Annotated in this window: 26 protein-coding genes and 1 pseudogene; 19 read left to right on the top strand and 8 right to left on the bottom strand. The window is 45.2% G+C overall.

Features of this window, described 5'->3' with window-relative positions; genetic code table 11:
• Window positions 1-129: 129 nt before the first annotated feature.
• Window positions 130-360: pseudogene (locus RLO19_RS28945) on the top strand (hypothetical protein); the annotation flags it as partial.
• A 447-nt stretch (window positions 361-807) separates the two neighbouring features.
• Here RLO19_RS28945 and RLO19_RS28940 read toward each other — a convergent pair.
• Window positions 808-960 carry a hypothetical protein gene (locus RLO19_RS28940; protein WP_446336340.1) on the bottom strand — a complete coding sequence of 51 codons (153 nt, stop codon included), beginning with the start codon at window positions 958-960 and terminating at the stop codon, window positions 808-810.
• A 427-nt stretch (window positions 961-1,387) separates the two neighbouring features.
• Between RLO19_RS28940 and RLO19_RS28935 the strand changes: the two genes are divergently transcribed.
• The 9 genes from RLO19_RS28935 to RLO19_RS28895 all read left to right on the top strand — a co-directional run bounded on the left by RLO19_RS28935 (window position 1,388) and on the right by RLO19_RS28895 (window position 9,440).
• Entirely contained in the window at window positions 1,388-2,764 is a 1,377-nt protein-coding gene (locus RLO19_RS28935; protein ID WP_446360937.1) for a nicotinate phosphoribosyltransferase, read from the top strand.
• A 109-nt stretch (window positions 2,765-2,873) separates the two neighbouring features.
• Window positions 2,874-3,143 carry a type II toxin-antitoxin system Phd/YefM family antitoxin gene (locus RLO19_RS28930; RefSeq protein ID WP_446336343.1) on the top strand — a complete coding sequence of 90 codons (270 nt, stop codon included), beginning with the start codon at window positions 2,874-2,876 and terminating at the stop codon, window positions 3,141-3,143.
• On the top strand, window positions 3,130-3,411 hold the full coding sequence (locus RLO19_RS28925) for a type II toxin-antitoxin system RelE family toxin (protein ID WP_446360935.1): 282 nt from the start codon (window positions 3,130-3,132) through the stop codon (window positions 3,409-3,411). The genes RLO19_RS28930 and RLO19_RS28925 overlap by 14 nt, the downstream gene beginning before the upstream one ends.
• 124 nt (window positions 3,412-3,535) lie before the next feature.
• A complete protein-coding gene (locus RLO19_RS28920) occupies window positions 3,536-4,102 on the top strand; it encodes a nicotinate-nucleotide adenylyltransferase (protein WP_446360933.1) in 567 nt (188 codons plus the stop codon).
• 93 nt (window positions 4,103-4,195) lie between these two features.
• Entirely contained in the window at window positions 4,196-4,930 is a 735-nt protein-coding gene (locus tag RLO19_RS28915; protein ID WP_446336346.1) for an NUDIX hydrolase, read from the top strand.
• 49 nt (window positions 4,931-4,979) lie between these two features.
• Window positions 4,980-5,558: a hypothetical protein gene (locus RLO19_RS28910; RefSeq protein ID WP_446336347.1), complete on the top strand. Its 579-nt coding sequence runs from the start codon at window positions 4,980-4,982 to the stop codon at window positions 5,556-5,558.
• 478 nt (window positions 5,559-6,036) lie between these two features.
• Window positions 6,037-7,053, top strand: a complete 1,017-nt coding sequence (locus tag RLO19_RS28905; RefSeq protein WP_446360931.1) for a cyanophycinase — start codon at window positions 6,037-6,039, stop codon at window positions 7,051-7,053.
• A 143-nt stretch (window positions 7,054-7,196) separates the two neighbouring features.
• Complete coding sequence (locus tag RLO19_RS28900; RefSeq protein ID WP_446360929.1) at window positions 7,197-8,876, top strand: glycosyltransferase family 39 protein; 1,680 nt, start codon at window positions 7,197-7,199, stop codon at window positions 8,874-8,876.
• Window positions 8,877-8,924: 48 nt separating this feature from the next.
• The gene (locus RLO19_RS28895) at window positions 8,925-9,440 is read left to right on the top strand and encodes a pentapeptide repeat-containing protein (protein ID WP_446360927.1); all 516 of its coding nucleotides are present in this window, start codon (window positions 8,925-8,927) and stop codon (window positions 9,438-9,440) included.
• A 62-nt stretch (window positions 9,441-9,502) separates the two neighbouring features.
• On the opposite strand, the gene RLO19_RS28890 is transcribed toward RLO19_RS28895, so the two are convergent.
• Window positions 9,503-9,985, bottom strand: a complete 483-nt coding sequence (locus RLO19_RS28890) for a hypothetical protein (protein WP_446360925.1) — start codon at window positions 9,983-9,985, stop codon at window positions 9,503-9,505.
• A gap of 209 nt (window positions 9,986-10,194) precedes the next feature.
• Between RLO19_RS28890 and RLO19_RS28885 the strand changes: the two genes are divergently transcribed.
• Window positions 10,195-11,481, top strand: a complete 1,287-nt coding sequence (locus tag RLO19_RS28885) for a dihydrolipoamide acetyltransferase family protein (protein WP_446360923.1) — start codon at window positions 10,195-10,197, stop codon at window positions 11,479-11,481.
• Window positions 11,482-11,572: 91 nt separating this feature from the next.
• Here RLO19_RS28885 and RLO19_RS28880 read toward each other — a convergent pair whose 3' ends face one another.
• The gene (locus tag RLO19_RS28880; RefSeq protein WP_446360921.1) at window positions 11,573-12,151 is read right to left on the bottom strand and encodes a Uma2 family endonuclease; all 579 of its coding nucleotides are present in this window, start codon (window positions 12,149-12,151) and stop codon (window positions 11,573-11,575) included.
• 87 nt (window positions 12,152-12,238) lie between these two features.
• On the opposite strand from RLO19_RS28880, the gene mnmE reads away from it, so the two are divergent.
• Together mnmE and RLO19_RS28870 are read left to right on the top strand one after the other, a co-directional pair.
• Window positions 12,239-13,621, top strand: coding sequence for a tRNA uridine-5-carboxymethylaminomethyl(34) synthesis GTPase MnmE (gene mnmE / locus RLO19_RS28875; protein ID WP_446360919.1), 1,383 nt, complete (start codon window positions 12,239-12,241; stop codon window positions 13,619-13,621).
• Between the two features lie 142 nt (window positions 13,622-13,763).
• A complete protein-coding gene (locus tag RLO19_RS28870) occupies window positions 13,764-16,241 on the top strand; it encodes an adenylate/guanylate cyclase domain-containing protein (RefSeq protein ID WP_446360917.1) in 2,478 nt (825 codons plus the stop codon).
• A 168-nt stretch (window positions 16,242-16,409) separates the two neighbouring features.
• Here RLO19_RS28870 and RLO19_RS28865 read toward each other — a convergent pair whose 3' ends face one another.
• On the bottom strand, window positions 16,410-17,357 hold the full coding sequence (locus RLO19_RS28865) for a diguanylate cyclase (protein ID WP_446360915.1): 948 nt from the start codon (window positions 17,355-17,357) through the stop codon (window positions 16,410-16,412).
• Window positions 17,358-17,637: 280 nt separating this feature from the next.
• Between RLO19_RS28865 and RLO19_RS28860 the strand changes: the two genes are divergently transcribed.
• On the top strand, window positions 17,638-17,766 hold the full coding sequence (locus tag RLO19_RS28860) for a hypothetical protein (RefSeq protein ID WP_446360913.1): 129 nt from the start codon (window positions 17,638-17,640) through the stop codon (window positions 17,764-17,766).
• Window positions 17,767-17,829: 63 nt separating this feature from the next.
• On the opposite strand, the gene moeB is transcribed toward RLO19_RS28860, so the two are convergent.
• Complete coding sequence (gene moeB / locus RLO19_RS28855; protein ID WP_446360911.1) at window positions 17,830-19,002, bottom strand: molybdopterin-synthase adenylyltransferase MoeB; 1,173 nt, start codon at window positions 19,000-19,002, stop codon at window positions 17,830-17,832.
• 55 nt (window positions 19,003-19,057) lie between these two features.
• Entirely contained in the window at window positions 19,058-19,573 is a 516-nt protein-coding gene (locus RLO19_RS28850; RefSeq protein WP_446360909.1) for a Mov34/MPN/PAD-1 family protein, read from the bottom strand.
• 186 nt (window positions 19,574-19,759) lie between these two features.
• On the opposite strand from RLO19_RS28850, the gene RLO19_RS28845 reads away from it, so the two are divergent.
• The 3 genes from RLO19_RS28845 (at window position 19,760) to RLO19_RS28835 (ending at window position 23,218) form a co-directional block, all read left to right on the top strand.
• Window positions 19,760-20,905 (top strand): hypothetical protein, encoded by a 1,146-nt coding sequence (locus RLO19_RS28845; RefSeq protein ID WP_446360907.1) that lies wholly within the window; start codon window positions 19,760-19,762, stop codon window positions 20,903-20,905.
• 109 nt (window positions 20,906-21,014) lie between these two features.
• Window positions 21,015-21,416: a hypothetical protein gene (locus RLO19_RS28840; RefSeq protein ID WP_446360905.1), complete on the top strand. Its 402-nt coding sequence runs from the start codon at window positions 21,015-21,017 to the stop codon at window positions 21,414-21,416.
• A 209-nt stretch (window positions 21,417-21,625) separates the two neighbouring features.
• Window positions 21,626-23,218, top strand: coding sequence for a hypothetical protein (locus tag RLO19_RS28835; RefSeq protein ID WP_446360903.1), 1,593 nt, complete (start codon window positions 21,626-21,628; stop codon window positions 23,216-23,218).
• A gap of 46 nt (window positions 23,219-23,264) precedes the next feature.
• Here the strand turns inward: RLO19_RS28835 and RLO19_RS28830 are convergent, their stop codons facing one another.
• Window positions 23,265-24,050: an endonuclease/exonuclease/phosphatase family protein gene (locus tag RLO19_RS28830; protein ID WP_446360939.1), complete on the bottom strand. Its 786-nt coding sequence runs from the start codon at window positions 24,048-24,050 to the stop codon at window positions 23,265-23,267.
• A gap of 206 nt (window positions 24,051-24,256) precedes the next feature.
• On the opposite strand from RLO19_RS28830, the gene RLO19_RS28825 reads away from it, so the two are divergent.
• Together RLO19_RS28825 and RLO19_RS28820 are read left to right on the top strand one after the other, a co-directional pair.
• Complete coding sequence (locus tag RLO19_RS28825) at window positions 24,257-24,532, top strand: DUF7219 family protein (protein ID WP_446360902.1); 276 nt, start codon at window positions 24,257-24,259, stop codon at window positions 24,530-24,532.
• A 35-nt stretch (window positions 24,533-24,567) separates the two neighbouring features.
• A complete protein-coding gene (locus RLO19_RS28820; protein ID WP_446360900.1) occupies window positions 24,568-24,948 on the top strand; it encodes a response regulator in 381 nt (126 codons plus the stop codon).
• A gap of 25 nt (window positions 24,949-24,973) precedes the next feature.
• Here RLO19_RS28820 and RLO19_RS28815 read toward each other — a convergent pair.
• Window positions 24,974-25,202, bottom strand: a 229-nt coding sequence (locus tag RLO19_RS28815; RefSeq protein ID WP_446360898.1) for a hypothetical protein, incomplete at its 5' end; no start/stop codon positions are given.

Below are 25,202 nucleotides of genomic sequence, written 5' to 3'. Positions count from 1 at the left end.
TTGACTACAGCAAAAGGGAAACTGCAAAGCATCAACTGGAAGTATTTCGAGCCAATCTGGAAAGCTGACGGTTATACTTATGTCCACAAAGGAAAGAAATGTCCATTGATTTAACGATTAGAGGAATAGCGATCGCGTGCCTTTACCCTAGCAGGTATCATTCATTTACTGGGTATTGCTCTTTTAAACTATGTAGGGGGATGGCAGTTTCTCGCCACGGGTATCGTGATGAGTGCCTCTTTACTGATGTTTGCCGAAACTCAGTGGGATATGCGTCCTCCCATTGAGTACAAGTTGTTATCCCTAGAACAACGACAGTTCAATCAACAGCAACATCAATTGCGTCAACTCTCCTTGTAAACCCAAAACTTCTACTCTTTTAGATGGATAGCAAATTGTTGTCCTTTATACCTGACGAGCGATAACCTGAAAGGGTTTAGCCACTACTATGGGAAATAACAAAGGAATTGCACCGGATTGGAAGTTTTGCCGCAGTGATCCATTTGTTGCACATCGAAGGAGAGCGACGTCAGATGTGCAAACGGTGCAACCAAATTGCTGAGCAAAGGTGGTGTGAAGTTTTTGTCGCTTCCTTCACTTTGTTACTACAAACGGGAGATTAAACTCTCCATCAGAGCGGTCGAAGGTAGTAGAAACCTAGCGTTCAGCTTCTCAAATCAATTTCCTTTGAATAGATACCTAAATAAAAGTTGGTGAATAAACTTAACATATCTTCACCAACTTAACTTTTTTAAATGAACCCATGAATAGTTACCAAACCAATTTTTTCCAGATTTTCATCGGAGGTTACCAATCCGCTCCTCTGGGCTTGTGGAAGGGTTCACCACTGAAGGGTTGTACGCCTGTAGACGGATAAGCATCGTCGCTGGGACCAAAAATTCTGACAACCGCTTCCGATATATATTGGGTCATGTCTGCAAACAGTTTGGAAATATTCATAACCTTATCCTCCTAATAGAGTAAAACTCAGTCAGATTTAAATTGATGTATTGGTATGCAGTTCACTTGTTAATTATGAGGGATACGCCACATAAAAACAGTATTTTGCAACATTTATTTGATTATGTTTGCAATACTTTTCCCAAGGTTCAGTCAAACGCCCGATTATTCGCTATTTGTATAAATTTTCTTTTACATCCTTGACATTATGTAATGATTTGTTGCACTCTTTCCGGAAAAGCCCGACATTCCCTACGAAGTTTGTCCCAAGTCCAGTACCTGTTAGATAACTATTTTTGGTGATTTATACTATAATTGGCGCAACTGAACTGATTCCTGCACCAGGTCGCGGTCAGAGTAATAATTCCTTATAGTACAGCATGGCTTCCCTGCTTTCCCTTTGTGAATAATAATCTTCAGCAAACCTATGCTACAGGAAGACCAACAACTCACTCTGACTCCAGCCGATTACAGTCTATTGACTGATCTGTATGAACTGACCATGGCAGCTTGCTATGTTGGTGAAGGTTTAGAGAATCGACGCGCCAGCTTTGAGTTATTCGTGCGACGTTTACCTAACGGCTTTGGTTATTTAATCGCCATGGGCTTAGCACAGGCGTTAGATTATCTAGAGAAGCTTCAATTCGATGAATCTCAAATAGAGGCATTGCAGGCAACAGGGCTGTTTGAGCAAGTCCCAGAACGCTTTTGGTCAGTAATCAAGTCAGGACGATTCTCTGGCGATGTTTGGGCTATACCCGAAGGAACCGCCGTATTTGCCAATGAACCCTTGCTGCGGGTGGAAGCCCCCCTGTGGCAAGCTCAACTGGTAGAAACTTATATTCTGAATACAATTAACTACCAAACCCTAATTGCGACTCGGGCTGCACGGATGCGAGATGTTGCTGGAGAGGATGCCAAGCTGTTGGAATTTGGTACCCGCCGTGCGTTTAGTCCACAAGGCGCAATCTGGGCAGCACGGGCAGCATTAGCCGCAGGATTTGATTCTACCTCAAATGTGGTCGCGGCACTGAGGTTGAACCAAAAACCGAGTGGCACAATGGCACATTCGCTGGTTATGGCAATTGCTGCTGTATCTGGGAGTGAGGATGAGGCATTTAGTGCATTTCAACGCTATTTTCCCAGTGCGCCTCTATTAATTGATACATACAATACAGTTGCGGCTGCTCAACGTCTGGCAAAACAGGTCAAAGCGAATCAGACGAAGGTTGCAGGTGTGCGCTTAGATTCTGGAGATATTGCTGATCTGTCTAAACAAGTGAACTCGCTGCTACCGGAGGCGAAAATCTTTGCCAGTGGTGATATGGATGAATGGGAGATTGGCAAGATTAAACAGGCGGGTGGTATTATTGACGGCTATGGTGTCGGTACGCGACTGGTCACAGGTAAGCCGATTAATGGGGTGTACAAACTGGTGGAAATGGATGGCATTCCCACAATGAAGCAGTCGAGTAGTAAGGAAACCTATCCTGGGCGCAAACAAGTTTTCCGCCATTGCGTTGAAGGAAAAATTATCAAAGATAGGCTAGCAACTGCATCCGAATCCCCTCAAGAACATGAGCATTCTGTGCTGCAATTGATGGTTAAAGAGGGTAAACGTTTAAATCCACCGGAACCGTTAGCGGACATCAAAAAACGCACAGCGGCGACTGTGGCAATGATTCCTGATTCAATCCGTCAAGTTGACGATCCCCAGCCTCTACAAGTAGATATTTCTGATGAATTAAAACAGCTTACTCAACAGACAGAAAAACGATTAGAGCAAGAAGCTGCTGATGTCTAATTCTTGACATCCTCCCTAGCTGTCTGCTTCCTTGAGCCGAATAGAACGGTGATGATAGTCATCTACAATTAAGACAGAATGCCAATAGTCGTGAACCTTAAATCTAGCTATGCATAGTTATACTCTCATAGATGCCCGCGATCGCCACAGTGAAGTGTTTGAGCAAGCCGCTATTGAGCCTGTTGTGGTGACGCAGCAATCTCAACCTAGCCATGTGATTATGTCCGCTCAGACCTACCAGCGACTACTCAAGCGCCTCGAAGAATTAGAAGATATGCTTTTAGGTCAAACAGCAGTAGCGGCACTGAAGAACTCTCAGATGGTGGGAACAGAAACATTCACATCAACTCTCCAGGGTTTGGCAAATGGCGAAGCTTGATGGACTAGAAACTGTTCTGGATTTTCTCAAGGGGTTACAACCCAAAATTGCGGCTCAAATTGCTAAGAAAGTCTTGGCACTGAATGTTGACCCCCTGCCTACTGATAGCAAACAGCTATCCGGTTATCCAGATTATTATCGGGTTGATAGCGGTGAGTACCGAATCGTATATCCGTTCAATCCGAATCAGGATTTGGTTGAAGTAATCTTGGTTGGTAAGCGTAACGATGATGATGTATATAAACGACTAGAACGCCTCTTGAAATAGTGCGACTTAAAAGTTTAGGGAATGCCAGGTTAATAGCTGCCATTATCAGGATGAAGCAATTACACCCAGCCTTTATCTGTATCCCCCCGTATCACTATATAATGATGATGCTACCGGACTTGATATGACCACTATTGCCTTATTCGGAACGAGTGCTGATCCACCCACTGCAGCCCATAAAACCATTCTCAGATGGTTGTCAAACCACTACGACCAAGTCGCTGTCTGGGCGTCAGATAATCCATTTAAGTCTCACCAAACTTCCCTGGAACACCGTAAGCGGATGTTAGAGGTGTTAATTTCCGAAATTGAAACACCGCGTAATAATATTGGCATACATGAGGAGTTTAGTTGTAGCCGAACTGTAGAAACGTTAGCCAAAGCTAAGGAAACTTGGGGGGATGGGGTGGACTATACTCTAGTGGTGGGTTCGGATTTAGTCAATCAGATACCCCGTTGGTATCGGATCGAAGAATTACTCAGCCAGGTACAGTTACTGATTGTACCGCGTCCCGGTTATGAAATAGACGAGGTAGGTTTAGAGAGATTGAGGCAGCTTAACACTCACGTTGCGATCGCGGATCTCGATGTACCTGGAGTTTCCTCCACAGCCTATCGTGAAAAAAAAGACCCAGAAGTGGTCACACCTCCCGTGGAAAACTACATTAATCGAGAACAATTGTACAGATGAACACAAATTATTCAGGGATAGGGGCGTTCTTGGCTATACTTTTATGGGGACTATCACGTTTTTAAGTTCAAAACGTCACAGTTTTGGATAACCATGTCAGAACGCGGCATCAAACCGATAAACCAATCAGCGTTAGCTGACTTCAAAGTCGGTGTTGACAATGTTATTTTCTCTGTCGATACTCAACAAAATCGTGTCTTGGTGCTATTAATCATGCGCCAGGATGAACCTTTTTCCAGTCAGTGGAGTTTGCCAGGCACTCTGGTACGTCGGGGAGAATCCCTAGAAGATGCCGCCCATCGGGTTCTGGTTGAGAAAATTCGGGTCAATAATCTCTACTTGGAACAACTCTACACCTTTGGCGGTCCGAATCGCGACCCCAGAGAATCCCCAAAAAGCTTTGGTGTTCGTTACCTATCGGTTAGCTACTTTGCCTTAGTTCGGTTTGAAGAAGCACAGTTTATTGCGGAGGGGGTTAGTGGTATTGCTTGGTATCCAGTTAAGCAGATACCTCCCCTAGCCTTCGATCATGGCAAAATTATCGAGTATGGATATCAGCGTTTGCGGAATAAGTTGGAGTATAGCCCCGTAGCGTTTGATGTATTACCTGATGTTTTTACGCTCAGTGATCTCTATCAACTCTATACCACTGTTTTAGGCGAAAACTTCTCGGATTATTCTAATTTCCGCACTCGTTTATTGAAGTTGGGTTTTTTAGCCGATACAGGTCTAAAAGCCTCACGGGGAGCTGGTCGTCCAGCGTCTTTATACCGCTTTGATGCTGAGGCGTTTGCGCCGTTTAAGGATAAGCCATTGGTTTTTCTTTAAAGATACAGCAATTTGTCGTATTTTATAATTATTGTTCATCGAAACGATTATGACTAAATCTACGATTCAGTACACAACCAAACATTTAAAAGAACTAGGTTTATTTATTGAAGTTAGCGGCAGAACGGACAGTGAACGCAGTCGCAAAAAGGCGCTGGAAGAAATTGAACGCCGGATGGATGATCCAGAGGATACCAGCTTAGACGCGAATAGTTTTGCTGATGGGTTAAGCAGTGAAGATTTAATTGTCGTTGGACCCCCATCAGCGGTGGAATCGCCAGAAGATGAACCGGAAATCATTCAAGCGGTGAAGGCGATCGCGAATTTAGCCAGTTTACGAGTTAGCTTAGAAGAGGTACAGCAGCAGGCGTTGGAGTTACGTCCGGTAATTGAGGCACTCTTTAGCCCCGAACCCCTGACTCCCGAACAAATGCAGCAGGCGACAGATAAGAGTTTTGCTAAAACGTTAATCAAGTTTGCTGAAGCTAAAGCCGCACGGGATCAATTTTTACCCGAAGCGCAACAAGCTTGGCAGATTCTAAAACCCGCTTTAGACAATGTTGATACTGCTTCTAATCCGGTTCTTTCATCCGTGCAAAACTCTAAAACTGATAAGTACGGACAGTGATATTAGGGCATAGGGTACGGCATTGCCCATTGGTGTCAACTTAAGCGCTAAAAGCAGGGGAAGCAGAGGGAGCAGGGGAAGCAGAGGGAGCAGGGGAAGCAGAGGGAGCAGGGGGAGCAGAGGGAGCAGGGGAAGCAGAGGGAGCAGGGGAAGCAGAGGGAGCAGGGGGAGCAGAGGGAGCAGGGGAAGCAGAGGGAGCAGGGGAAGCAGAGGGAGCAGGGGAAGCAGAGGGAGCAGAGGGAGCAGGGGGAACTCCCAATGTTCAATCTTATCCCTCATCTTGATCACCCACTTGGCATGTAAGATAAGGACAGCCGTCTACTCAGTCGGGTAGCCAAGAAATACTTAATCAGAAGGGGTGTTATGAGTAATCAACCCAAAAATGTTATCAATATAGATCCAGTCACAGTTGTGGCAGTTATATCTGCCCTTTTACTCGTGCCACTATTGATATCGGGTTTCATCTTCCAATAAGTCTATGGATTCTCGTCATTGTCAATCTACCTCCGGCTTGCCTCTTGCTAAAGTCATCAAGCTGGTGGCAGTAGTATTAATGTACTTGTCTATCTGGGTTGCCCCAGCATCTGCCAAGGTTATCCGCTATTTTGATGGTAATTCTACTGATGTCAATGTTCCCGCAGGTATTGCCTTTGATTTAGGCGGCGGGGGGGCTGATGTGGATGAAGCGATTCAGTGGATGATTAATCAGGCGAGAGGTTGCACAGACTGTTCGGCTCAGGTTGATGTGGTTGTGATTCGCTCATCGGGTTCTGCTGGCTATAATGAACCGATTCTGGCGATGAATGGGGTGGATTCGGTAGAAACCTTGGTTATCGGTAGTCGGGATGATGCCAATTCTGTGGATGTCGCGGATAGGATTCGCCAAGCTGAAGTGTTATTTTTTGCAGGCGGTAACCAGTGTGACTATAGCCGAAACTTTAAACATACGGCGGTAGAAGCCGCGATTAAATCCGTTGGCGCTAAGGGTGGTGGTATTGGTGGAACCAGTGCTGGGGCGATGATTCAAAGTGATTTTATTTACAATGCCTGTTCCGATACAGTTGATAGTGAGTATGCCTTAGATGATCCCTATGAAGATATTCTATTTAGTTATGACTTGTTCAATTGGTCGCTGATGAAGGGTACTGTAATAGATACCCATTTTAGTGAACGCGATCGCATGGGTCGATTGATGACATTCATGGCGCGTCAGCTTCGGGATGGTATCACTGATACTGTCTTGGGTATAGGCATTGACGAGGGAACCTCAGTGGTGGTTAACCGGAATGGTATCGCCCAGGTAATGGGAGAGGGCGCAGTGTATTTTGTTTTGGGGGATCATATCCCGGAAGACTGTGAACCTCAAACCCCACTCACGTTTTCTAATTACAAGATTTGGAAACGCGAAAACGGTGAGGAATTTGATCTGAAAAATTTACCCTCAAGCGGTTATCGTAAAGCGAGTGCCCAGGATGGTATTGTGCAGAGGGGTTAAAAGGGCGATTGGAAATCCCAGTCAGGACATGGTATAAAAGGGCGATTGGAAATCACAGTCAGGACATGGTATAAAAGGGCGATTTCAATCGCTCAAATTAACCCAATTCTCGCTAGAGTGGTTTTTGCGCGAAAATCCATACCATGAACCTACGCCAAAAACTGACTCACCACTATTTCGCCCTTGCTGGAATCATTATTCTGGGAATCGCCCTTCGGTTTTGGCATCTTGACTTAAAACCCCTGTGGCTGGATGAAGTTCTCACGGCTTTCTTTAGCCTGGGACGTGAGTATAATGATTTACCGTTAGATGTCGTATTTCCTTTGTCCACTCTCCAAGAATTCTTCACTCTCCAACCCGAAGCTAGCTGTAGAGATATTGCCCAAACCCTTGCCCAAGAATCGACTCATCCGCCCTTATTCTTTTGCTTAATGCATTCGTGGTTAAGGTTTACGGGAACCGAACAGTTAGCTTGGGCGTTGCGCTCATTTCCAGCTTTAATCGGAGTGGGTGCGATCGCGGCAATCTACGTTCTCAATCGTCTCATCTTTTCGCCAATCGCGGGATTAATCGCCGCCGCGTTAATGGCGGTGTCTCCCTTTGCGGTTTACTTGTCTCAGGAAGCGCGTCACTACACATTACCAATGCTGCTGATTATTCTGGCACTTTTGGCATTAATCCCGATTCAGCAGCGTCTTTTTCATCAGCAATTGCCTTCCCCTTGGCTATGGCTAGGTTGGGGTATGGTGAACAGTATCGGTTGTTATGTCCACTACTTTTTTCTTCTGGCTGTCATTGCCCAATTTTTAACCCTAATTTCCGGGATGATTTGGTATCGTCGGCGCTTACCAGGCGGGAGTTGGATAGCTGTGGCGCTGGTAATGGCGGGAATGGCAGTTAGTTATCTACCGTGGTGGGGTATGCTTTTGGCAGATATGGGGCGACAAGAAACCAATTGGCTACCACAACCGAATAGTATTACACCTCTGCTGCAATTGCTGGTGGGTTGGTTACTCATGGTAATTGCCTTACCCGTGGAAAATCAACCCTGGTGGATTGTTATCCCCATGGGAGGATTAACTCTGGGGTTGGGAGGGTGGATTATTTGGCGGGGAGGTGTGGGAGTTAAGCGATTGCTACAGAAGCCTGCAACCCAGTTAGCCACGTTGACGCTATTCGGGTTTACCTTGGCTGTATTGCTGCAATTTTTGGCAATTATTTACCTGCTAGGTAAGGATATCTCCGTTGTCCCCCGCTATAATTTTGTTTATTATCCGACGATTTGTGCGCTCTTGGCAGCGAGTTTAACCGTAAACCATGGCGCGTCTGGGCTTAGGGGTGCAGGGGTGCGGGGGAGATGGGCAATTGTCTTAACGTTGACTATCTCTGTGGTGAGTACGGTTTGTGTTGTGGCTAATTTGGTGTTTCTCAAACCCTATTATCCTGAGCAGGTGGCAGAGAATATGACGATTGAACCCACTGTTCCCCTGATGATGGTGATGGGATATGAAGATCTTCAGGATATCGGATTAGGATTGAGCTTTGCCAAGGCATTGGAAAACGTATCAGAGGGTGGGAGTCAACACAGCGATCGCGCGATCGCATTTTTAAGTCGCCAACAGGGATATGATGGAATCTGGCAGCAGTTATCGAAATTAGCGATACCCTCGGTGTCTCAGTTGAATCTATGGGTAATCGCTCCCGGCTTGAAGCGTCAAGACTATCCCCAACATCTTGCGATCGCGAACCAAAAAACCTGTATCCTTGATCCGAGTCAACATTACCGGATTGGTATTCCCTATCAGTTATACCGATGTGGTTGAGATTTAGCGTAAGCTACACCAGAAAGGATGTTTTTAACAACAGTTGCAATGAAAGTAAATATTATTAAGTCTATTCGAGGACTCGCCGCTCTAATTTTGGCGTTGGTTTTGGTTTTAGTTCCCCTATCTGCCCAAGGAGCGAATCTCTCTGCCAGACAGCTTATTAATGACGGTGTATCTGATCTAAGTGCCATGGATTTCTCTGGTCAAAATTTAGCCGAACTGGAGATATCTAATATAAATCTGACGCAAACGAATTTAAGCAATACCGATTTACGCAATATGGTGATTACTGATTCCACCATAACTGACGCTAATCTACAAAGTGCAGACTTTTCTTATAGCATTGCTTATAAGGTTAACTTCAAGGGTGCTGATTTGAGTGATGCGGTTTTAGTGGAAGCGATTTTATTAGGTTCTCGCTTGGATGACGTTAATATCACGGGTACTGATTTCAGCGATGCAGTTTTAGATCGCTTACAAGTTCAAAATCTCTGTACTAGAGCTAGTGGCGTTAACTCGAAAACGGGGGTAGAGACTCGTGAATCCTTAGGATGTCGATAAATTGTCTACTGTAGGGGCGCACCGACGTGCGCCCTTTGCCGATGTGCGCCCAGAAAACCCGCTCAAAAACAAAGTTCAGGTGACCATTCTTGATGACCGCGCCCAGGATAACATTTGAACTGAGATCCTGCCCAAATCATCTGCCACTGTTCGTTAATTTGGGCAGAGGGATTTTTCTGGAACTCAACGCGGTATCGGATATCTTGCACAGAATCATCCTTTAATCCAGTTTGAGTCAGGATAACAATTGCCTGATTCGGTTGAGGATAGGAGACATCCACGGTGGGTGAATTGGTGTCAGCGTCGCTATTATCAAACGCCGAGAGTGCGATCGCGTTTGGGTCACTACCGGTTAAACTCGTCTTATCTGCAAGTTGGGATAGATCCATTGAACGATAATCTTCCCGGTTAGCCGCCAACGTCTGAGCTGATGAAAAATTTTGCTGGGGAGTCGAGTTACTGATGCTGGTACAAGCCGTCAGCAGGATTACCATACCAGCGATACTCATCAAAGAAATTTTGCACGAGTTGACCATCAGCTGCATCAGTTTTTTCGATACGGGGCTAATTCTATTGTAGGTTGGTATACAGAAGCACAAAGAGGTAAGGGCTGGTGGGTAATCCCCGTTCCCCGTTCCCCGTTCCCCGTTCCCTATTTTTGACCTAAATAGTTTTAAAGCCAGTCATCACGCTAAAATGCGATCTGGCAAATGCTATTGTTATCTCACGCCTAGTTCATTGGGAATACCACCTCATGATCCACGAAGTTTTCATGCCCGCCCTTAGCTCCACCATGACCGAAGGTAAAATTGTCTCTTGGGTGAAATCCCCAGGGGACAAAGTAGAAAAAGGCGAAACCGTGGTAGTGGTTGAGTCTGACAAGGCGGATATGGATGTGGAGTCATTCTATGAGGGCTATCTAGCCGTCATTACTGTACCCGCAGGCGAAACCGTGCCTGTGGGGGAGGCAATTGCTCTGCTAGCCGAAACTCCTGACGAAATTGAGGCGGCTAAACAACAAGCCTCTCAATCCAGTTCCGCCTCAGCGCCAGCCAGTACTCCGCCTGCACCAACGCCAACACCTGAACCCGCGACTGTCTCAGCCGCCCCCCAAGCCCAAGATACCCCCAGTCGTCGCAATGGACGCACTGTCGCCTCTCCTAGGGCTAAGAAATTAGCCAGGGAGTTGAAGATTGAACTTGATACATTGACGGGTAGTGGTCCACATGGACGCATTGTGGCAGAAGATGTGGAAGCCGCCGCCGGGAAAACTCCCCAACCTGAACCCGCCGCTGCACCGCAACAGCCAACGTCTCAGCCTGCGGTTCAACCGATGGCTACACCGACAACACCGATTTCTGTGCCCCTCGGTGAAGTGGTTCCGTTCAACACGCTACAAAATGCCGTGGTTCGGAATATGGTGGCGAGTCTTCAGGTGCCAGCCTTCCGGGTGGGGTATACCATCACAACGGATGAACTGGATAAACTGTATAAACAAATTAAGTCTAAGGGCGTAACTATGACCGCCCTATTAGCCAAAGCCGTCGCTGTGACATTGAAACAACATCCCACAATCAATGCCAGTTATACGGAAAAGGGGATTCAGTATCATGGGGGGGTCAATGTGGCTGTCGCTGTGGCAATGGCAGATGGGGGACTAATTACACCTGTGTTACAAAAAGCCGATGAGGTGGATATTTATTCCTTGTCTCGCACTTGGAAAGGTTTGGTTGAACGCTCTCGACGTAAGCAGTTGCAACCGGAGGAATATAGTTCTGGTACGTTTACTATCTCGAACTTGGGGATGTATGGCGTTGACCGTTTTGATGCAATTTTGCCTCCAGGACAAGGAGCAATCCTAGCGATTGGCGCATCACGTCCGCAAGTGGTGGCGACAACGGATGGGATGATGGGTGTACGGAATCAGATGCAGGTGAATATGACCTGTGATCACCGGATTGTTTACGGTGCAGATGCGGCAGCATTCCTGCAAGATTTGGCGAAGTTGATGGAAACGAATCCGCAATCGTTGACGCTGTAATCGGATGTGAGCCGAGTCACACCACCTGTAGGGGCACGGCAATGCCGTGCCCCTACAAACCTTCTATCAATAACCCTAATTAGATAAGGATTCAATTCCAAACAATTTGTAAATCTAAAATAAAACCAGGTAAAACATCTTCCCCAGATAACTGGGTAGGATTTTTCAGGATTTCTACCGTTTGCCCTTGGCGATAAATTTCAACGCGGCGAGTGGGTCGATAGAGTAACCAACCCAGTCTGACTTGATTCTCCATGTATTCCTGCATTTTAGCTTGGGTTTCTGGTAACGTATCGCTGGGTGACATTAACTCCAAAACAAAGTCTGGGGCAATGGGTGGAAATTTTTCTTTCTGTTCTTCTGTCAGTGCATCCCATCGCTGTTTTTGAATCCAAGCCACATCGGGAGAACGGTTCGCCCCATTGGGCAGGTGAAAACAGGTGGAAGAGTCGAAAACTTCTCCCAGGTTTGTTTGTTCATTCCACACACAAAATCGAGTGGTTAGCTTGGCGTTCCGTTTTCCCGTTTCTCCGCCTGTGGGGGACACGATGATTAATTCTCCTTTCGCATTGCGTTCAAATTTTACATCGGGATTGACTCGACACAGATGGTAAAACTGCTCTTGAGTCAGTTGAAAAATTGGGTTGAAGTTAATCGTAACGGCTGTCATAGTAAGATATAAAAGAATTGATAGAGTTAAAGAATATTTTACGCGATCGCATCCCTGACGAGGAGATGAGGATAGGGTCAGTAAACGATGTCTCAACCGTTTGTCCAAGGTGAAACAATAGCCGCGATCGCAACCGCTGTTGTCCCGCAACAAGGGAGTGTGGGGATTGTGCGGGTGTCGGGCGAAAATGCCCTGGCGATCGCACGTCAACTATTCCATGCACCAGGGCGTCAAATGTGGCAGACTCACCGCATTCTCTATGGGTATGTGCGTCATCCCCAAACCCAACACATCGTTGATGAAGCCCTACTCCTAATTATGCAATCCCCTCGCTCTTACACTCGTGAAGATGTCGTCGAGTTCCATTGTCACGGCGGGATTATGCCCGTGCAGCAGGTGTTGCAATTATGCTTAGAGCTAGGCGCACGGTTAGCCCAACCCGGAGAATTTACCCTGCGGGCATTTTTGAACGGGCGCTTAGATTTAACCCAAGCCGAAAGTATCGCTGACTTAGTGGGTTCTCGTTCCCCCGCCGCCGCCCAAGCTGCATTAGCGGGAATGCAAGGAAAGCTGGCTGTACCCATTCGCCAACTCCGGGCGACGTGTTTAGATAGTTTGGCAGAAATTGAAGCCCGCATCGACTTTGAGGAAGATTTACCTCCCTTAGATGAAGCCGAGATCAGGGCTCAACTTCAACAGATATTAACCGATATTAACCAAATTCTCGCCACCGCCGATCGCGGTCAATTATTGCGAACCGGCTTAAACGTCGCCATTGTCGGACGTCCGAATGTGGGCAAATCCAGTTTATTAAACGCCTGGAGTCGTTGCGATCGCGCGATCGTTACCGACTTACCCGGTACAACTCGCGATGTGGTTGAGTCGCACTTAGTCGTCGGTGGAATCCCCGTGCAGGTTCTAGATACCGCCGGAATCCGGGAAACCGTGGATCAAGTCGAGAAAATTGGCGTTGAGCGATCGCGCCGTGCGGCTGAGGCGGCTGATTTAATTGTATTGGTGATTGAAGCCACTACGGGCTGGACTACAGAAGACCAAGAAATTTATACACAAGTCAAACACCGTCCCCTAATTTTAGTCATTAATAAAACCGATCTCGCCCCCGCCGATTCTGTATCCTATCCGGATAGTATTGAACGGGTAGTTATAGCCGCCGTTGCCAAAAACGAAGGGATTGAGGCATTAGAACAAGGAATTCTTGAAGCAGTGCAAACGGGAAACCTTCACGCGGCTGACTTAGATTTCGCCATTAACCAGCGACAAGCCGCCGCCTTAACCCAAGCTAAAATATCATTGGAACAGGTACAAGAAACCATCGCCCAACAGTTACCTTTAGATTTTTGGACGATTGATTTACGCGGCGCGATTCAAGCCTTGGGTGAAATTACTGGGGAAGAAGTAACTGAATCCGTACTTGACCGGATTTTTAGTCGCTTCTGTATTGGCAAGTAATCATCCTAACCATTATAATCTTTGACCTGGAGCCTTGGAGCCTTCTGCCGTGGAGCTTTCTGCTATATCACCTTTTTTTCACATTCATCAAGGAAAAATAGAGAAGAATCATCATACAATACTAACAAGGAACTCTCAGGGCATGAGGAATAAAGTATCGACTGCGATCGCATCAACAGAATTCAACCCAGATATCCAAACCCTTGATCCGCTCCCGGTAAATGGGGGTAACATAGAAGTCTTAACAGAACCCCTTGCCCTGTCGTTGCATTCTTCTTTGACTATTTTGGAACCCAGGAACGAGGAATTAAACCAGCCTATCCTACCCACAAGCACCACAGGATGCTTAGGCGAAGATCAATTTGCCCTCGCCTTCCGTTTGTCTCCCAACGCCATGGCAATCAGCACCCTAACGGATGGGCGCTTATTGGCAGTCAATGATCAGTTGCTGAATCTGACGGAATATCAACGAGACGAAATCATTGGTAAAACCACAGTTGAATTAAACTTTTGGCTGCATCCAGAGGAGCGAACGCAATTTATTCAGCAATTACAAACTCAGGGAACTATTCACAATTATGAATTCGATTTCCGTCTCAAATCAGGACAGCTAAAAACGGGATTATTATCGGCAAATATTATTAAGTTCAGTGGACAAGACTGCTTACTTGCTGTCATTAACGACATCACTGAACGCAAACAGGCTGAGGAACAGGTGGCACGTCTAGCTAAAATGAGCCAAGCCATTAGTAGTGCGGCGGATTTTCAGACAGCGTTGGACATCGCCTTACATCAAGTCTGCGAAATTACCGGCTGGAGTTATGGTGAAGCGTGGATTCCGGCGACTGATGGTATGGCATTAGAATGTAGCCATAGTTGGTATCGGAAATGCTCTGATATTGATTCCCCAGATGCGGCAAAATTCAACCAATTCCGAGAGTACAGTGAAGCCTTAACCTTCTTACCTAATGAGGAATTACCGGGACGAGTATGGCATCGAGTTCAGCCGGAGTGGGTTGATGATTTAGCGACGTTTTCAGATGACCTTTTCCTGAGATTAGAACTCGCTGTTAAATGTGGATTTAACTCAGCATTTGCCGTACCTATTGTTACACCAAGCTCAAACCAAGAACCCATTTCTGTATTAGCTGTGCTGGTGTTTTTTATGGTAAAAAAATACCCATCCAATCATCGCTTTTTTGAGCTAGTCACGGTTATTTCTAATCAACTCGGTAGCGTGATGCAGCAGAAGAAAAATGCCACGGAGATTCAAGCCCTATTTGCCGCGATGACAGATGTGGTGCTGGTGATTGATGCCTCGGGAAGATGTCTAAAAATTGCCCCCACTAATCCCCTGAGTGACTACAAACCGTCAGCCGAAATCTTGGGTAAAACCTTACACGAACAGTTCCCAGCCGAGCAAGCCGATTTTATTCTCCAAGCTATCCAAGAGGCTCTCTTAACTCAGCAAACCGTGAGTATTGAGTATCAGTTGACTGTTGCCGGAAGAGATGGTTGGTTTGCGGCTAATTTATCACCACTTTCTAATGATAGCGTGATTTGGGCGGCACGGGATATCAGTGAAAGTAAATTACTCGAACATAAGCTGCGAACCTCTGAAAGCAAAATGCGCCTATTTTTTGAGGCGATGAATGCTGTTGTGCTAATTATTGATGTTCAAGATGGTACAATAGAGAATATCGAAATTGCGCCCACAAATCCGACGCGATTCTATGACTTTTATATTGACCCAATTAGCCAAACCATCGAATCTCTTTTTCAAGAAGAAATAGCGCTGGATTGGCTGGATAAAATTCAACAGGCGTTAACGACTCAGCAAACGATCTATTTTGATTACAGTCTACAAAGTGAAGAAAATACGGTGTGGTTTGCCGCCAGTATTTCGGCGATGTCTGAACAATCGGTTATTTGGGTGGCGCGTGATATTACTGATCGAAAACAGGCAGAAGCGGCGTTACAGTTAGAGCAAGACAAGTCAGAGCGGTTATTACTGAATATCTTACCCGAACTGATTGCCAATCGTCTTAAACAGGATCAACGGGCGATTGCTGAACATTTTGATCAGGTGACGATTCTTTTTGCCGATATTGTCGGGTTTACGCCGTTATCGGCACGTCTGCAACCGATTGAACTGGTGAATATGCTTAATCAAATCTTTTCCACATTTGACCAACTTGCAGATCATTATGGATTGGAGAAGATTAAAACCATTGGTGATGCTTATATGGTTGTCGGCGGTTTACCTAGTCCTAGAGACGATCATGCCACAGCGATCGCGCAAATGGCTTTGGATATGCAACAAGCGATTTATGACTTCCAAAAGCAACAGGGTGAGTCGTTCCAAATTCGCATTGGTATTAACACCGGATCAGTCGTGGCGGGTGTGATTGGGAGGAAAAAATTTATCTATGATTTATGGGGAGATGCGGTTAATGTCGCCTCTCGTATGGAATCCTCAGGAGAACCTGGTAAAATTCAAGTTACCGCTATTACATACAAACAATTAAAACATAAGTTTATCTTTGAACAGCGAGGTGAGATCGCAGTTAAGGGGAAAGGCGATATGATTACCTATTGGCTTCTGGATAGAAGGAAATGATAGTATGTACAGAGTAGGGACAATTATCAATGGATAATTAATAATTGATAATTGACAATTGATTAATTTGGTCTAAGACCTCTTCGTTTACCAAGAAATTAAAAAAGATTTTCCTTAATTTCAATCCTATTCTTAATTAATCATAAGTTGAGATAACAATAGCAGATATTAACCGATTAAACCAACCCGATTGTATCCCTGACTTTTAGCTTGATAAAGTGCCTGATTTGCTCGTTGAATAATTACCTCAATGTTGGAATCATCGGATTGATAACTAGCGACACCAACCGTCACAGTCATTTGCACATGTTGATCACCAATCCCAATTGTAATTTGTTCGAGCCGTCTTCTCAGACGTTCAGCCACACGCACCGCCCCAGCACTATCAGTTTCTGGGAGCAATGTGACAAACTCTTCACCGCCAAATCGTCCACAATAATCCGCCTCACGCAATGAACCAACGATACTTTTTGCTACACCTTTAAGTATTTCATCTCCCATCGTATGTCCATAGGCATCATTAATTTGCTTAAAGTTGTCAATATCAATCATCAGGACAGACAAGGAACGTTTATACCGACAGGCTCGGTGAAATTCCTGATAGCCAACACTTAAAACATGGCGGCGATTCCAGAGTCCTGTCAGGGGATCAGTACTCGCCAACTTTCTCAACATATTCATTAATTTTTCATGCTCTTTAACCAATTGTTTCAATTGATATCGAGTCTGCTTCAATTCTAAATGAGTTCGGACACGGGCAAGAATTTCCGCCGGATTAAAGGGATATATAATCGTATCAGCGACACCTTTTTCAAAGGCTTCGATTAAATGCTCTTGTTCATGAATCGTCCGAATCAGGATAATTGGGCTGGTGGTTAGGGGGAGGGGAAACTTAAGATGGTCGCACAATTCTAACCCACTAATTGGGGACATGATTAAAGCGATAAGAATTAAGTCCGGCTTGTTAACTCGTACACGATTAATTGCGTCCTGTCCATTGTTGGCAACAGTTGTTTTATAACCTTCGGCTTCTAAAATAACACGAAGAATTTGTAAATTATTGAGATTATCATCGACAATCAAAATTAGGAACTTTTCAGGAAAAAATGATTTCATTTTTCATGTATTAATTGGGGATTGGTAATGGTAAAAATCATACCCTTGAGCGAAGTGAAGGGTAAAAAAAGGGGTTATGGGGTCTCTTGAGTTACCATTTTTCAGGAATTCTAGCATCGATTTCGATTACTGGAGTGATGTTCTCCTCTGGTATGGTTTTGAGGCAAATAGGGGTGGGTGTGAGTCGGTCTCGTATCGCTGTTGACAATAACGTTAACTCAAAACCCGCCTTTACTTAATGTTACAGACCTAGACTGCTACCTCTGCTACCAGACGTAGCATGCTACGTCTCTACATTGCTTCCCCTGACTTTTCAGGGGATGTGGAAAAAGGGGATTGGTTTGCGAATGTTATCCGCGAACCAATCCCCTTACTCTTTTTGAGATTTAGAAGCCTCTTGATTAATTGACCTGACTTTTCACAGCATCTTGGGTGTGGGGTGTGGGGAATTGTATTAGATTTATATCAACCTTTAATATTCAGGCACCGACGGGTCAATTTCCCGACTCCAAGCGGTAATTCCTCCTTTGACATTAATCCCTTCAATTCCGGCTGCTTTGAGAATGCCTAACGCCTTAGCGGAACGTCCACCCATCTTACAATGGGCAATTAAGCGGTGACCATTCAGCAGTTGCTTAACCGTTTCGATGCCAGAACCCTGTTCAATATCCGGTAATGGCACCAAAACGGCACCCGGAATTTTGGCAATCTCGTATTCATTGGGATTGCGAACATCAACGAGAACAAAGTCTTTTGTCCCACTATCCAGTAATTGCTTGAGTTCTTGAACGGTCATCTCTTGAATTTCCATTAACCGTTTAGCCTCCTGTTCTTTCGCTTGGGTAATGCCACAGAATTGTTCGTAGTCTACTAATTTTTCGATAACAGGACGTACTGGGTTAGGTCGCAGCTTCAGTTCCCGGAATGTCATATCCAGGGCGTTGTAGAGTAACAATCGTCCGCTGAGGGTTGTTCCCTTACCCAGGATAATTTTAACGGTTTCCGTGGCTTGGATGAGACCAATAATTCCGGGTAAAATACCCAAAACACCACCTTCGGCACAAGAAGGAACCATTCCCGGTGGTGGGGGTTCGGGGAACAAGTCGCGGTAATTGGGTCCATCTTCGTAGTTAAATACGCTGGCTTGTCCTTCAAAGCGCAAGATAGAACCGTAGACGTTGGGTTTACCCAGAATCACACAGGCGTCATTCACCAGGTAACGGGTGGGGAAGTTATCTGTCCCATCGACAACAATATCGTAGGGTTTTATGATATCCAAGGCATTCTCGGATGTCAGGCGGGTTTCGTAGAGGTCTACTTGACAATAGGGGTTAATTTCTAGAATCCGGGTTTTTGCCGATTGAATTTTCGGTTTCCCCACCCAGGAGGTTCCGTGAATCACCTGACGTTGCAGGTTGGAACTATCGACGATATCAAAATCCACGATACCGATACGTCCAATACCCGCTGCGGCTAAGTAAAGCAACAGGGGTGAACCCAGTCCTCCCGTACCAATACATAGAACACTAGCGGCTTTGAGGCGTTTTTGTCCCTCTAGTCCAACTTCTGGCAAAATTAGGTGTCGAGAATATCGTTCGTATTCTTCTTTGGTTAGTTGGATTTCTTCCAGATTGGGGTTTAACATGGCAATTTGGTAAAATTAGCGATTGGGAAAGTTTTGACCTGACACGTCTGGAACATTATTGCTTCCCCGCCTCCTTTGTCGTGAGAATCTCTTCCGGCTGAAACTGGTGATGGGGATCAAGAGTCCAGCTTCTGAGGTCAGAAGCTATACCCTGCTGAACGGAAATTATAATATAGGAATAGCGCTGCCATGCGATCGCGCGATCAAATTCTGAGGGTACGGCTGCATGGTCAGGATGGGAGTGATAGATCCCAATGATATCCAATTTGCGATCGCGTGAGAGCTTCTGAACCTGCAACATGACCTCTGGGGCAATGGTAAACTGGTTGCGTTTTGTCCCTGAGTGACCCCGTGAACCGTTTACTCCTTCAAAGGCTTGTGCCGCCTGATTATCCCAAGCGTTTTCTGTTGGTATAACTTCAACGACGGTTTTCACTTCCCCCTTAATGTCACCTAATAACAAGCCACAGCATTCCTCTGGGTAAGTCCTTTCGGCGTGAGTTTCCATCGCCTGAACATAATCAGCCTCAAGTTTGAGTAAATAGTGCGGGAAATGGTTAGGGTTTGCCATATCTTTCCAATAAACACGGCTTAATTGACTTTGAACTAGAATATGCCATTGTTGATCTTTAGGGACGCTGGATAGAATGAATAAGAATTCTGTCGGATTTTGAGTTCGGCTAAACTAACCATGCTCTAAGCTCAATCAAACTTAAATAATCTTAACTGAAAAATCGCTTTTGTTCTCCTTTAAATTATGACAACAACCCTCGAACCCAATAACCAAAACAATACAACTTTCCTTGATTACTTTCAAGCTTACGCAACCGAAGCTTTACAAAATCAAAACCAGACCGTTAGTGATTCCTTAAACCGGAGGCAAATTTCTAAGAGCCAGGTACGCCCCCTTGATCAAGCTTACCAAGTTTCCTTAAAACTGGGTAAGGACTTGCCACTTAAGCCAATTAAAAAACAAATTTTACAACAAATTGATGCCGTTGTCTATTTTCTCCGAGATTTTCACATTGGGGTACTGGGTCAGCGAACGAGTATCTTTCATCTTTATGAAGTTGAGATTCAAGTTGAATCCAATCTGCGCTATAGTTTGAGTTTTGAATCAGGCAAACTCTTAATTCAAATCCCCTATTGGCAGATGGCAGTTTGGGATCGCTACCTGCCTTATCAGAAATTAAAATATCGCTGGCATTGCGGCAAACATTTACCAAAATTTTCGCCCATTCGCAAAGTTTGGTGGTTAGTTGATCCGATTGGAGAATTACGTTCCAGTCTCCGCTCCCTGCTGGTACTGGCGATTCAAAAGCAAGTTTTGGGAATTGACCAGCTTTTTGTCAAATTTAACTTACTTGATAACGGGAATCGAGAATATCAAGTCGTGCCAAGGGATGATCAAGACAAAACAGGATTTAAGCATAACGCGATCGCGTTCCTCAAGGCAACAGTCAAAGAGGAAAAACTGGGCATAAATCTCGATCTAGTGCTTCAGAACCAAGACGATGCCGCAATCGCGAAGTTATTGGCAGTCTATAAGAAAAATTTGGCAGATATAGATCAGATGGAGGAACTAATTGAAACGGGGGCATTTACCTTACAACAAAAGCTGAATGAAGAACAATCTCAAGTCGATGTCAAAATGTTTGGCTTTGTCAATGTCGGTAACTATCATCGGATTGATGTGGCGGTTAATCTGAGTAAAGGTTATCTCAAAAAATATGTAGAGATCATGCCGCGAAAAACCGAAGTGAAAGCCACACTATTTGGCTTTGTCAATGTTTACACGATAGACGACATTACCGTAAAACCCAATTTTCACGGGGCGCTGACGCTCAATTTTGAAACAGCAGCTTTGGAAAAAGCATTAAAGGAATTAGAATTAGTCCAGTAGTCGATCATGTAGGGGCGGGTTTCACAGTTATCATTTATGACTGCACCCGAATGCGACTAAACCCGCCCCGATTAAATTACAACGTTTTGCAATTGTAGATAAAAATAAAATGGAACGTGGTTTACTCTGGTTACCCTTACTAGCTGTATTTATTTGGCTAGCGTGGTCAGGTTGGAATGAATATCAAAAAGTTGAGGCATATCGCTTATGGGCAGAACAATTTGAACGGGCAAAATATGATATTTATGCCGTACTCGGACAAAAGGGAAAAAGTCTGACGTGGGGAAAACCGACTCGTTCGGGTCTAGTGGATATAGAAACTTTTTCTCTAAATGATGTCCAGGCAATTCGACTGTTAGTGGATGGGCAGATTGTCGCCTTAGAAACTCCCCCCAAAAAAGGACGCGCGATCGCACTAGAGTTTCTCCTGCCAGAATCCACGATCCAGGTGCCGTTTACCGAACTTCCTATGGCTGCGGAGTGGGGAAAGTTTCTCAAGAATTATCAATGAATTTTGTCGGGGTGGGTTTCACCATTATCATTTCTGACCCCACCCAGATGAAACTCGCGCCCGCCCCCGACTATCGCACAATGGCTGTATTAATCTTTGTTACATTTTCCTGTTAAGAGTTCCCTGTTCCCTGTCTAATGACGAATGACGTAATGGAACGCTAACCCCTGAAATTCGTCTTTATAAATAATAGTTCTGGTACTTTTTCCATGAAACCTATCCTCCCTATTCTGGCGATTATCGGATTACTCCAGAGTTGCACCGCCCCGGTGACTTTTTCCCCTCAAGTCATTGGAAATCCCGCTAATTGCCCTCGCCAAACTGAACCCATACCCATCGCCTCTGCTAAGGATGAGGGACTGTATCAGCAATTTGACTATCACATTCGCGATATTATTACAGATGCCGATACGATCACCTTTCAAACGCAGCAGTATGATATCGTCTTCTGCCGATCTGATCGCACTTGGACAGTAGAACCGGGAACGTTAGCCGATGAATCACAGACGGCTGATAATCCCGAACAATTCCAAGAAAACCTCCAGAATCCCCCTTATCAAACCATTGAACTCAACGGAAAATCCTATCAATATCGCGTCATTCTCGAACCGAATCCCTTTGGCAATGAGGCGCAAGGAATCGAACCAAAAACCGTTGTCTTTGAACTGATTACTCCTAATAGCAAACAACCCCAACGCCACCCCCTCTATACCTTAGAACAGGTGCAGCAAGCTGAAGTGGGAATTTCCTTGGGAGTGCCTCGAATTACCTCCGCCCTCAATTATGCCGATCGCCTATTTTGGTCAGTCGCATCAGAACAAGGGGAAGGGTTCAGTGGTATTGCCACGATTGTTGGTTACAATCCCGATATAAATGAGGTGGCGGTGATTCAACCTCAAGAAATTCAAGGGCAACAAATCACCGATTTTGTCATCGCTGGTGATCGAAGTAATCCAGTCTTTTGGCTAGGAACTCAAATGAGTGGTGAAGGGAATCCCTACCTACCCGGAACGGGATTAGTCGCCTATCGTCCTTCTCCCCCCAATCTCACATCCGGAACGATTACCTCCTACACCGTCAGCAATAGTCCCATTATCGGGGCAATTCCTGACAAACTGCATTTAGAAGGCGATCTCCTCTGGGTAGGAACCGGAAACGGGGTTTGCCAAGTCCCTTGGCAAGGGGTAAATAATCCCGAAAATTGGTCTTGTTGGCGATTTGCGGCAATGGCAAAACTGCCGAGTCAGGAATTGCCCATTTACAGGGGTTTATTAGAGGAAACCCCAGCCGTTACCCTTGAGGCGGATCGGGTGGGAGACAGGGTAGAAGTGCTATGGTGGTCACCAGTGGATTACCAAACCCAAAAGGGACGGTATGAGGTTAGGTATGAAGATGGCTTTACCGTCACCTTAGAGGAGGGGGCGAGTTCTTGGTCTGAAATTTATGGATCATCATGGCAACCTCTCCCTGGGCAACCGCCTCTACACTGGGCGGGACACGAATGGTATTGGAATGGCGATCGCTTTGTGCGCGGTTTTGATCAAGTCGCCCTGAATTTCTTTGGCGGTGGACCTGTGGGAATTGTATCTGATCAGGAGCAATGGACAGGGGAAAAACCTGCCAATCTGAATGCCTTGCGGGGTGATCTGAAAGTATCGGAGTTAACCAAAACTACAACTAAGCTGAATTATTATTCAGGTTGGGTGGAGGAAGAGTTACTCGATCCTTATTTCACCGTTGTCCCCCAAAATCGTCCCTTCAATCCTCGTCCTAATCCCTTAGATGAAATGGCACGATTGTAGAGATGTCACCCCACCGAGTAGGGGTTTGGTTCCCAAACCCCTATATCTAATCATCAACAAAATTAGCGATAATCGGGAAATGATCAGAGGGAAGAACTCCTTGCCATTTCCGATCATCAACCGTCACCGTGTCTCGTCTGAGGCGACTATCGTAATAAATCGTATCAACAGCCGCAAACGCCTCACCTGTAAACCCATGAATACTTCGCTGTTTTTCTAATTCAACACCTGCTAAGGCATCCTGTAGAGTAATATAATTCCCTGATGACTCAGATAAGATTTCCCGTGGTAAGCTATCGGGTTCAGCATTAAAATCACCCGTAAGGAAGAGATAGGTATTAGCAGGATTGTGGTGAATCATGCGATCGCGGATTAGCGTTGCCCCCAGTTCCCGTGCCAAGGCACTGGTATAATCCAGATGGGTATTAAAACAGGTGATTGTTTTAGTATCCTGCGCTACAGTAAATACTGCCCAGCTTGCCATTCGCGGTACAGGATTCCCCCACTCAGGAGTGATACTCCCAGCAATATCAGGCGTATCACTTAAGAAAAAATCGCCACTGTCTAGGCATTTGAGACGGTTTTTGTTATAGAAAATCGCACAATATTCTCCTGTCCCTGTTCCCGTGCGATCGCCCCCAATACTTTGATAATTCGGTAAACGGCGATGTAAGTCAAGGATCTGGTGAGCTTTCCCTTCCTGTGTGCCAATAATATCGGGACGATACTCCTGGATCAGCGCCGCGATCGCATCACGCCGAATTCTCCAATCTTGCTTATCTGGGTCAGGTTTATCATAGCGGATATTGAACGTTATGATTTTAATGTTCATTTGTTTGTCATTTGTCATTCGTTATCCTCGCTCTTCGAGCAAGCTTGCTACCTCTATGTTCCCTGTTCTCTATTCCTTATTGCCTATTCTCTAGGTTCATAGTTCCAATGGAATCGCTATATAACATTTAGTTAACTTATAGTTAAGGCAAGGTTAAAAGTGTGTTAATATAATGGAAAACAGAAATTTAAGACAAGAGGTGAAATATGGAACAGTCCCCATCATCTGATTCCCCACAGATCAGCAAGCAAAACTTCCTTTACCCTCGATGCCGCTATTACGGCAAGTTTACGCCAGAGTATCTAGCCTTTAATGCCAACTTACAAGAGTTTGCCCAGAAAGTGTCTTATGTTTCTGCCCTAGAAACGGGCGGCAAGATTTCCTCTGAACAAGCCTATCAGCAAGTGAAGTCACTCTGGAAGCAGTTGAAACATACTAAGGAATCCTTAGGCATTGGTCAAGCTAAACCCCCCAAAACCTGATAGCTTTTGTATAAAATGGTAGTTTGAGATAAACTGTGAAACAGGATGCTACAATTTTAGTCATTGAAGATGAAGAAATTTTGCGGGACATTATTCTTAATGTCTTACAGGAAAAAGGGTATCAGGCAATTGGCACGGGCGATTCTCGCAGGGGCTTACTCTTAGCCAAAGAGTTTGTCCCTGATTTAATTTTGTGCGATATTCGGATGCCAAAATTAGATGGGTATGAAGTTCTCAAAGCTTTACGCCAAGATTCCAAGACTAGGACGATTCCCTTGATTTTTATTTCGGCAGAAAAAAACCAAAGCGTTAGGCATATAGGGCAACATTTTGGTGCGAATGGTTATCTGGCGAAACCTTTTACGACCGATGAACTTTTAACGGTAATCGTCAATCATATCAACTTTGATCAGTAAAAGATGATTTTTTTAATGTCTATATTTATTGCAGATAACACCAATTTATAATTACGAATAAGGGCGGGTTTTGTTGTTCCGTTATCGGTGAGGAGGGCGGGTTTTGTTGTTCCGTTATCGGTGAGGAGGGCGGGTTTTGTTGTTCCGTTATCGGTGAATATCTGAATTTAGTCCCTAAACCCGCCCCTACAATTGTCCCTAAACCCGCCCCTACAATTGTCCCTAAACCCGCCCCTACAATTGTCCCTAAACCC

Source organism: Coleofasciculus sp. G2-EDA-02, from assembly GCF_040226375.1.
In the GTDB taxonomy this organism is placed as follows: Bacteria; Cyanobacteriota; Cyanobacteriia; order Cyanobacteriales; family Coleofasciculaceae; genus Coleofasciculus.
The sequence above is the reverse complement of the archived record's forward strand: the minus strand, read 5'-3'. Positions and strand labels throughout refer to the sequence as shown.

Bases quoted from the DNA above. Each gene is read 5' to 3' on its own strand.
- RLO19_RS28930 (WP_446336343.1), top strand. From the start codon at position 2,874: ATGCATAGTTATACTCTCATAGATGCCCGCGATCGCCACAGTGAAGTG.
- RLO19_RS28905 (WP_446360931.1), top strand. From the start codon at position 6,037: ATGGATTCTCGTCATTGTCAATCTACCTCCGGCTTGCCTCTTGCTAAA.
- RLO19_RS28940 (WP_446336340.1), bottom strand. From the start codon at position 960: ATGAATATTTCCAAACTGTTTGCAGACATGACCCAATATATATCGGAA.
- RLO19_RS28840 (WP_446360905.1), top strand. From the start codon at position 21,015: ATGGAACGTGGTTTACTCTGGTTACCCTTACTAGCTGTATTTATTTGG.
- RLO19_RS28825 (WP_446360902.1), top strand. From the start codon at position 24,257: ATGGAACAGTCCCCATCATCTGATTCCCCACAGATCAGCAAGCAAAAC.
- RLO19_RS28900 (WP_446360929.1), top strand. From the start codon at position 7,197: ATGAACCTACGCCAAAAACTGACTCACCACTATTTCGCCCTTGCTGGA.
- RLO19_RS28925 (WP_446360935.1), top strand. From the start codon at position 3,130: ATGGCGAAGCTTGATGGACTAGAAACTGTTCTGGATTTTCTCAAGGGG.
- RLO19_RS28890 (WP_446360925.1), bottom strand. From the start codon at position 9,985: ATGCAGCTGATGGTCAACTCGTGCAAAATTTCTTTGATGAGTATCGCT.
- RLO19_RS28870 (WP_446360917.1), top strand. From the start codon at position 13,764: ATGAGGAATAAAGTATCGACTGCGATCGCATCAACAGAATTCAACCCA.
- RLO19_RS28860 (WP_446360913.1), top strand. From the start codon at position 17,638: ATGCTACGTCTCTACATTGCTTCCCCTGACTTTTCAGGGGATGTGGAA.
- RLO19_RS28895 (WP_446360927.1), top strand. From the start codon at position 8,925: ATGAAAGTAAATATTATTAAGTCTATTCGAGGACTCGCCGCTCTAATT.
- RLO19_RS28920 (WP_446360933.1), top strand. From the start codon at position 3,536: ATGACCACTATTGCCTTATTCGGAACGAGTGCTGATCCACCCACTGCA.
- RLO19_RS28935 (WP_446360937.1), top strand. From the start codon at position 1,388: ATGCTACAGGAAGACCAACAACTCACTCTGACTCCAGCCGATTACAGT.
- RLO19_RS28885 (WP_446360923.1), top strand. From the start codon at position 10,195: ATGATCCACGAAGTTTTCATGCCCGCCCTTAGCTCCACCATGACCGAA.
- RLO19_RS28915 (WP_446336346.1), top strand. From the start codon at position 4,196: ATGTCAGAACGCGGCATCAAACCGATAAACCAATCAGCGTTAGCTGAC.
- moeB (WP_446360911.1), bottom strand. From the start codon at position 19,002: ATGTTAAACCCCAATCTGGAAGAAATCCAACTAACCAAAGAAGAATAC.
- RLO19_RS28865 (WP_446360915.1), bottom strand. From the start codon at position 17,357: ATGAAATCATTTTTTCCTGAAAAGTTCCTAATTTTGATTGTCGATGAT.
- RLO19_RS28830 (WP_446360939.1), bottom strand. From the start codon at position 24,050: ATGAACATTAAAATCATAACGTTCAATATCCGCTATGATAAACCTGAC.
- RLO19_RS28835 (WP_446360903.1), top strand. From the start codon at position 21,626: ATGAAACCTATCCTCCCTATTCTGGCGATTATCGGATTACTCCAGAGT.
- RLO19_RS28880 (WP_446360921.1), bottom strand. From the start codon at position 12,151: ATGACAGCCGTTACGATTAACTTCAACCCAATTTTTCAACTGACTCAA.
- RLO19_RS28850 (WP_446360909.1), bottom strand. From the start codon at position 19,573: ATGGCAAACCCTAACCATTTCCCGCACTATTTACTCAAACTTGAGGCT.
- RLO19_RS28910 (WP_446336347.1), top strand. From the start codon at position 4,980: ATGACTAAATCTACGATTCAGTACACAACCAAACATTTAAAAGAACTA.
- RLO19_RS28845 (WP_446360907.1), top strand. From the start codon at position 19,760: ATGACAACAACCCTCGAACCCAATAACCAAAACAATACAACTTTCCTT.
- mnmE (WP_446360919.1), top strand. From the start codon at position 12,239: ATGTCTCAACCGTTTGTCCAAGGTGAAACAATAGCCGCGATCGCAACC.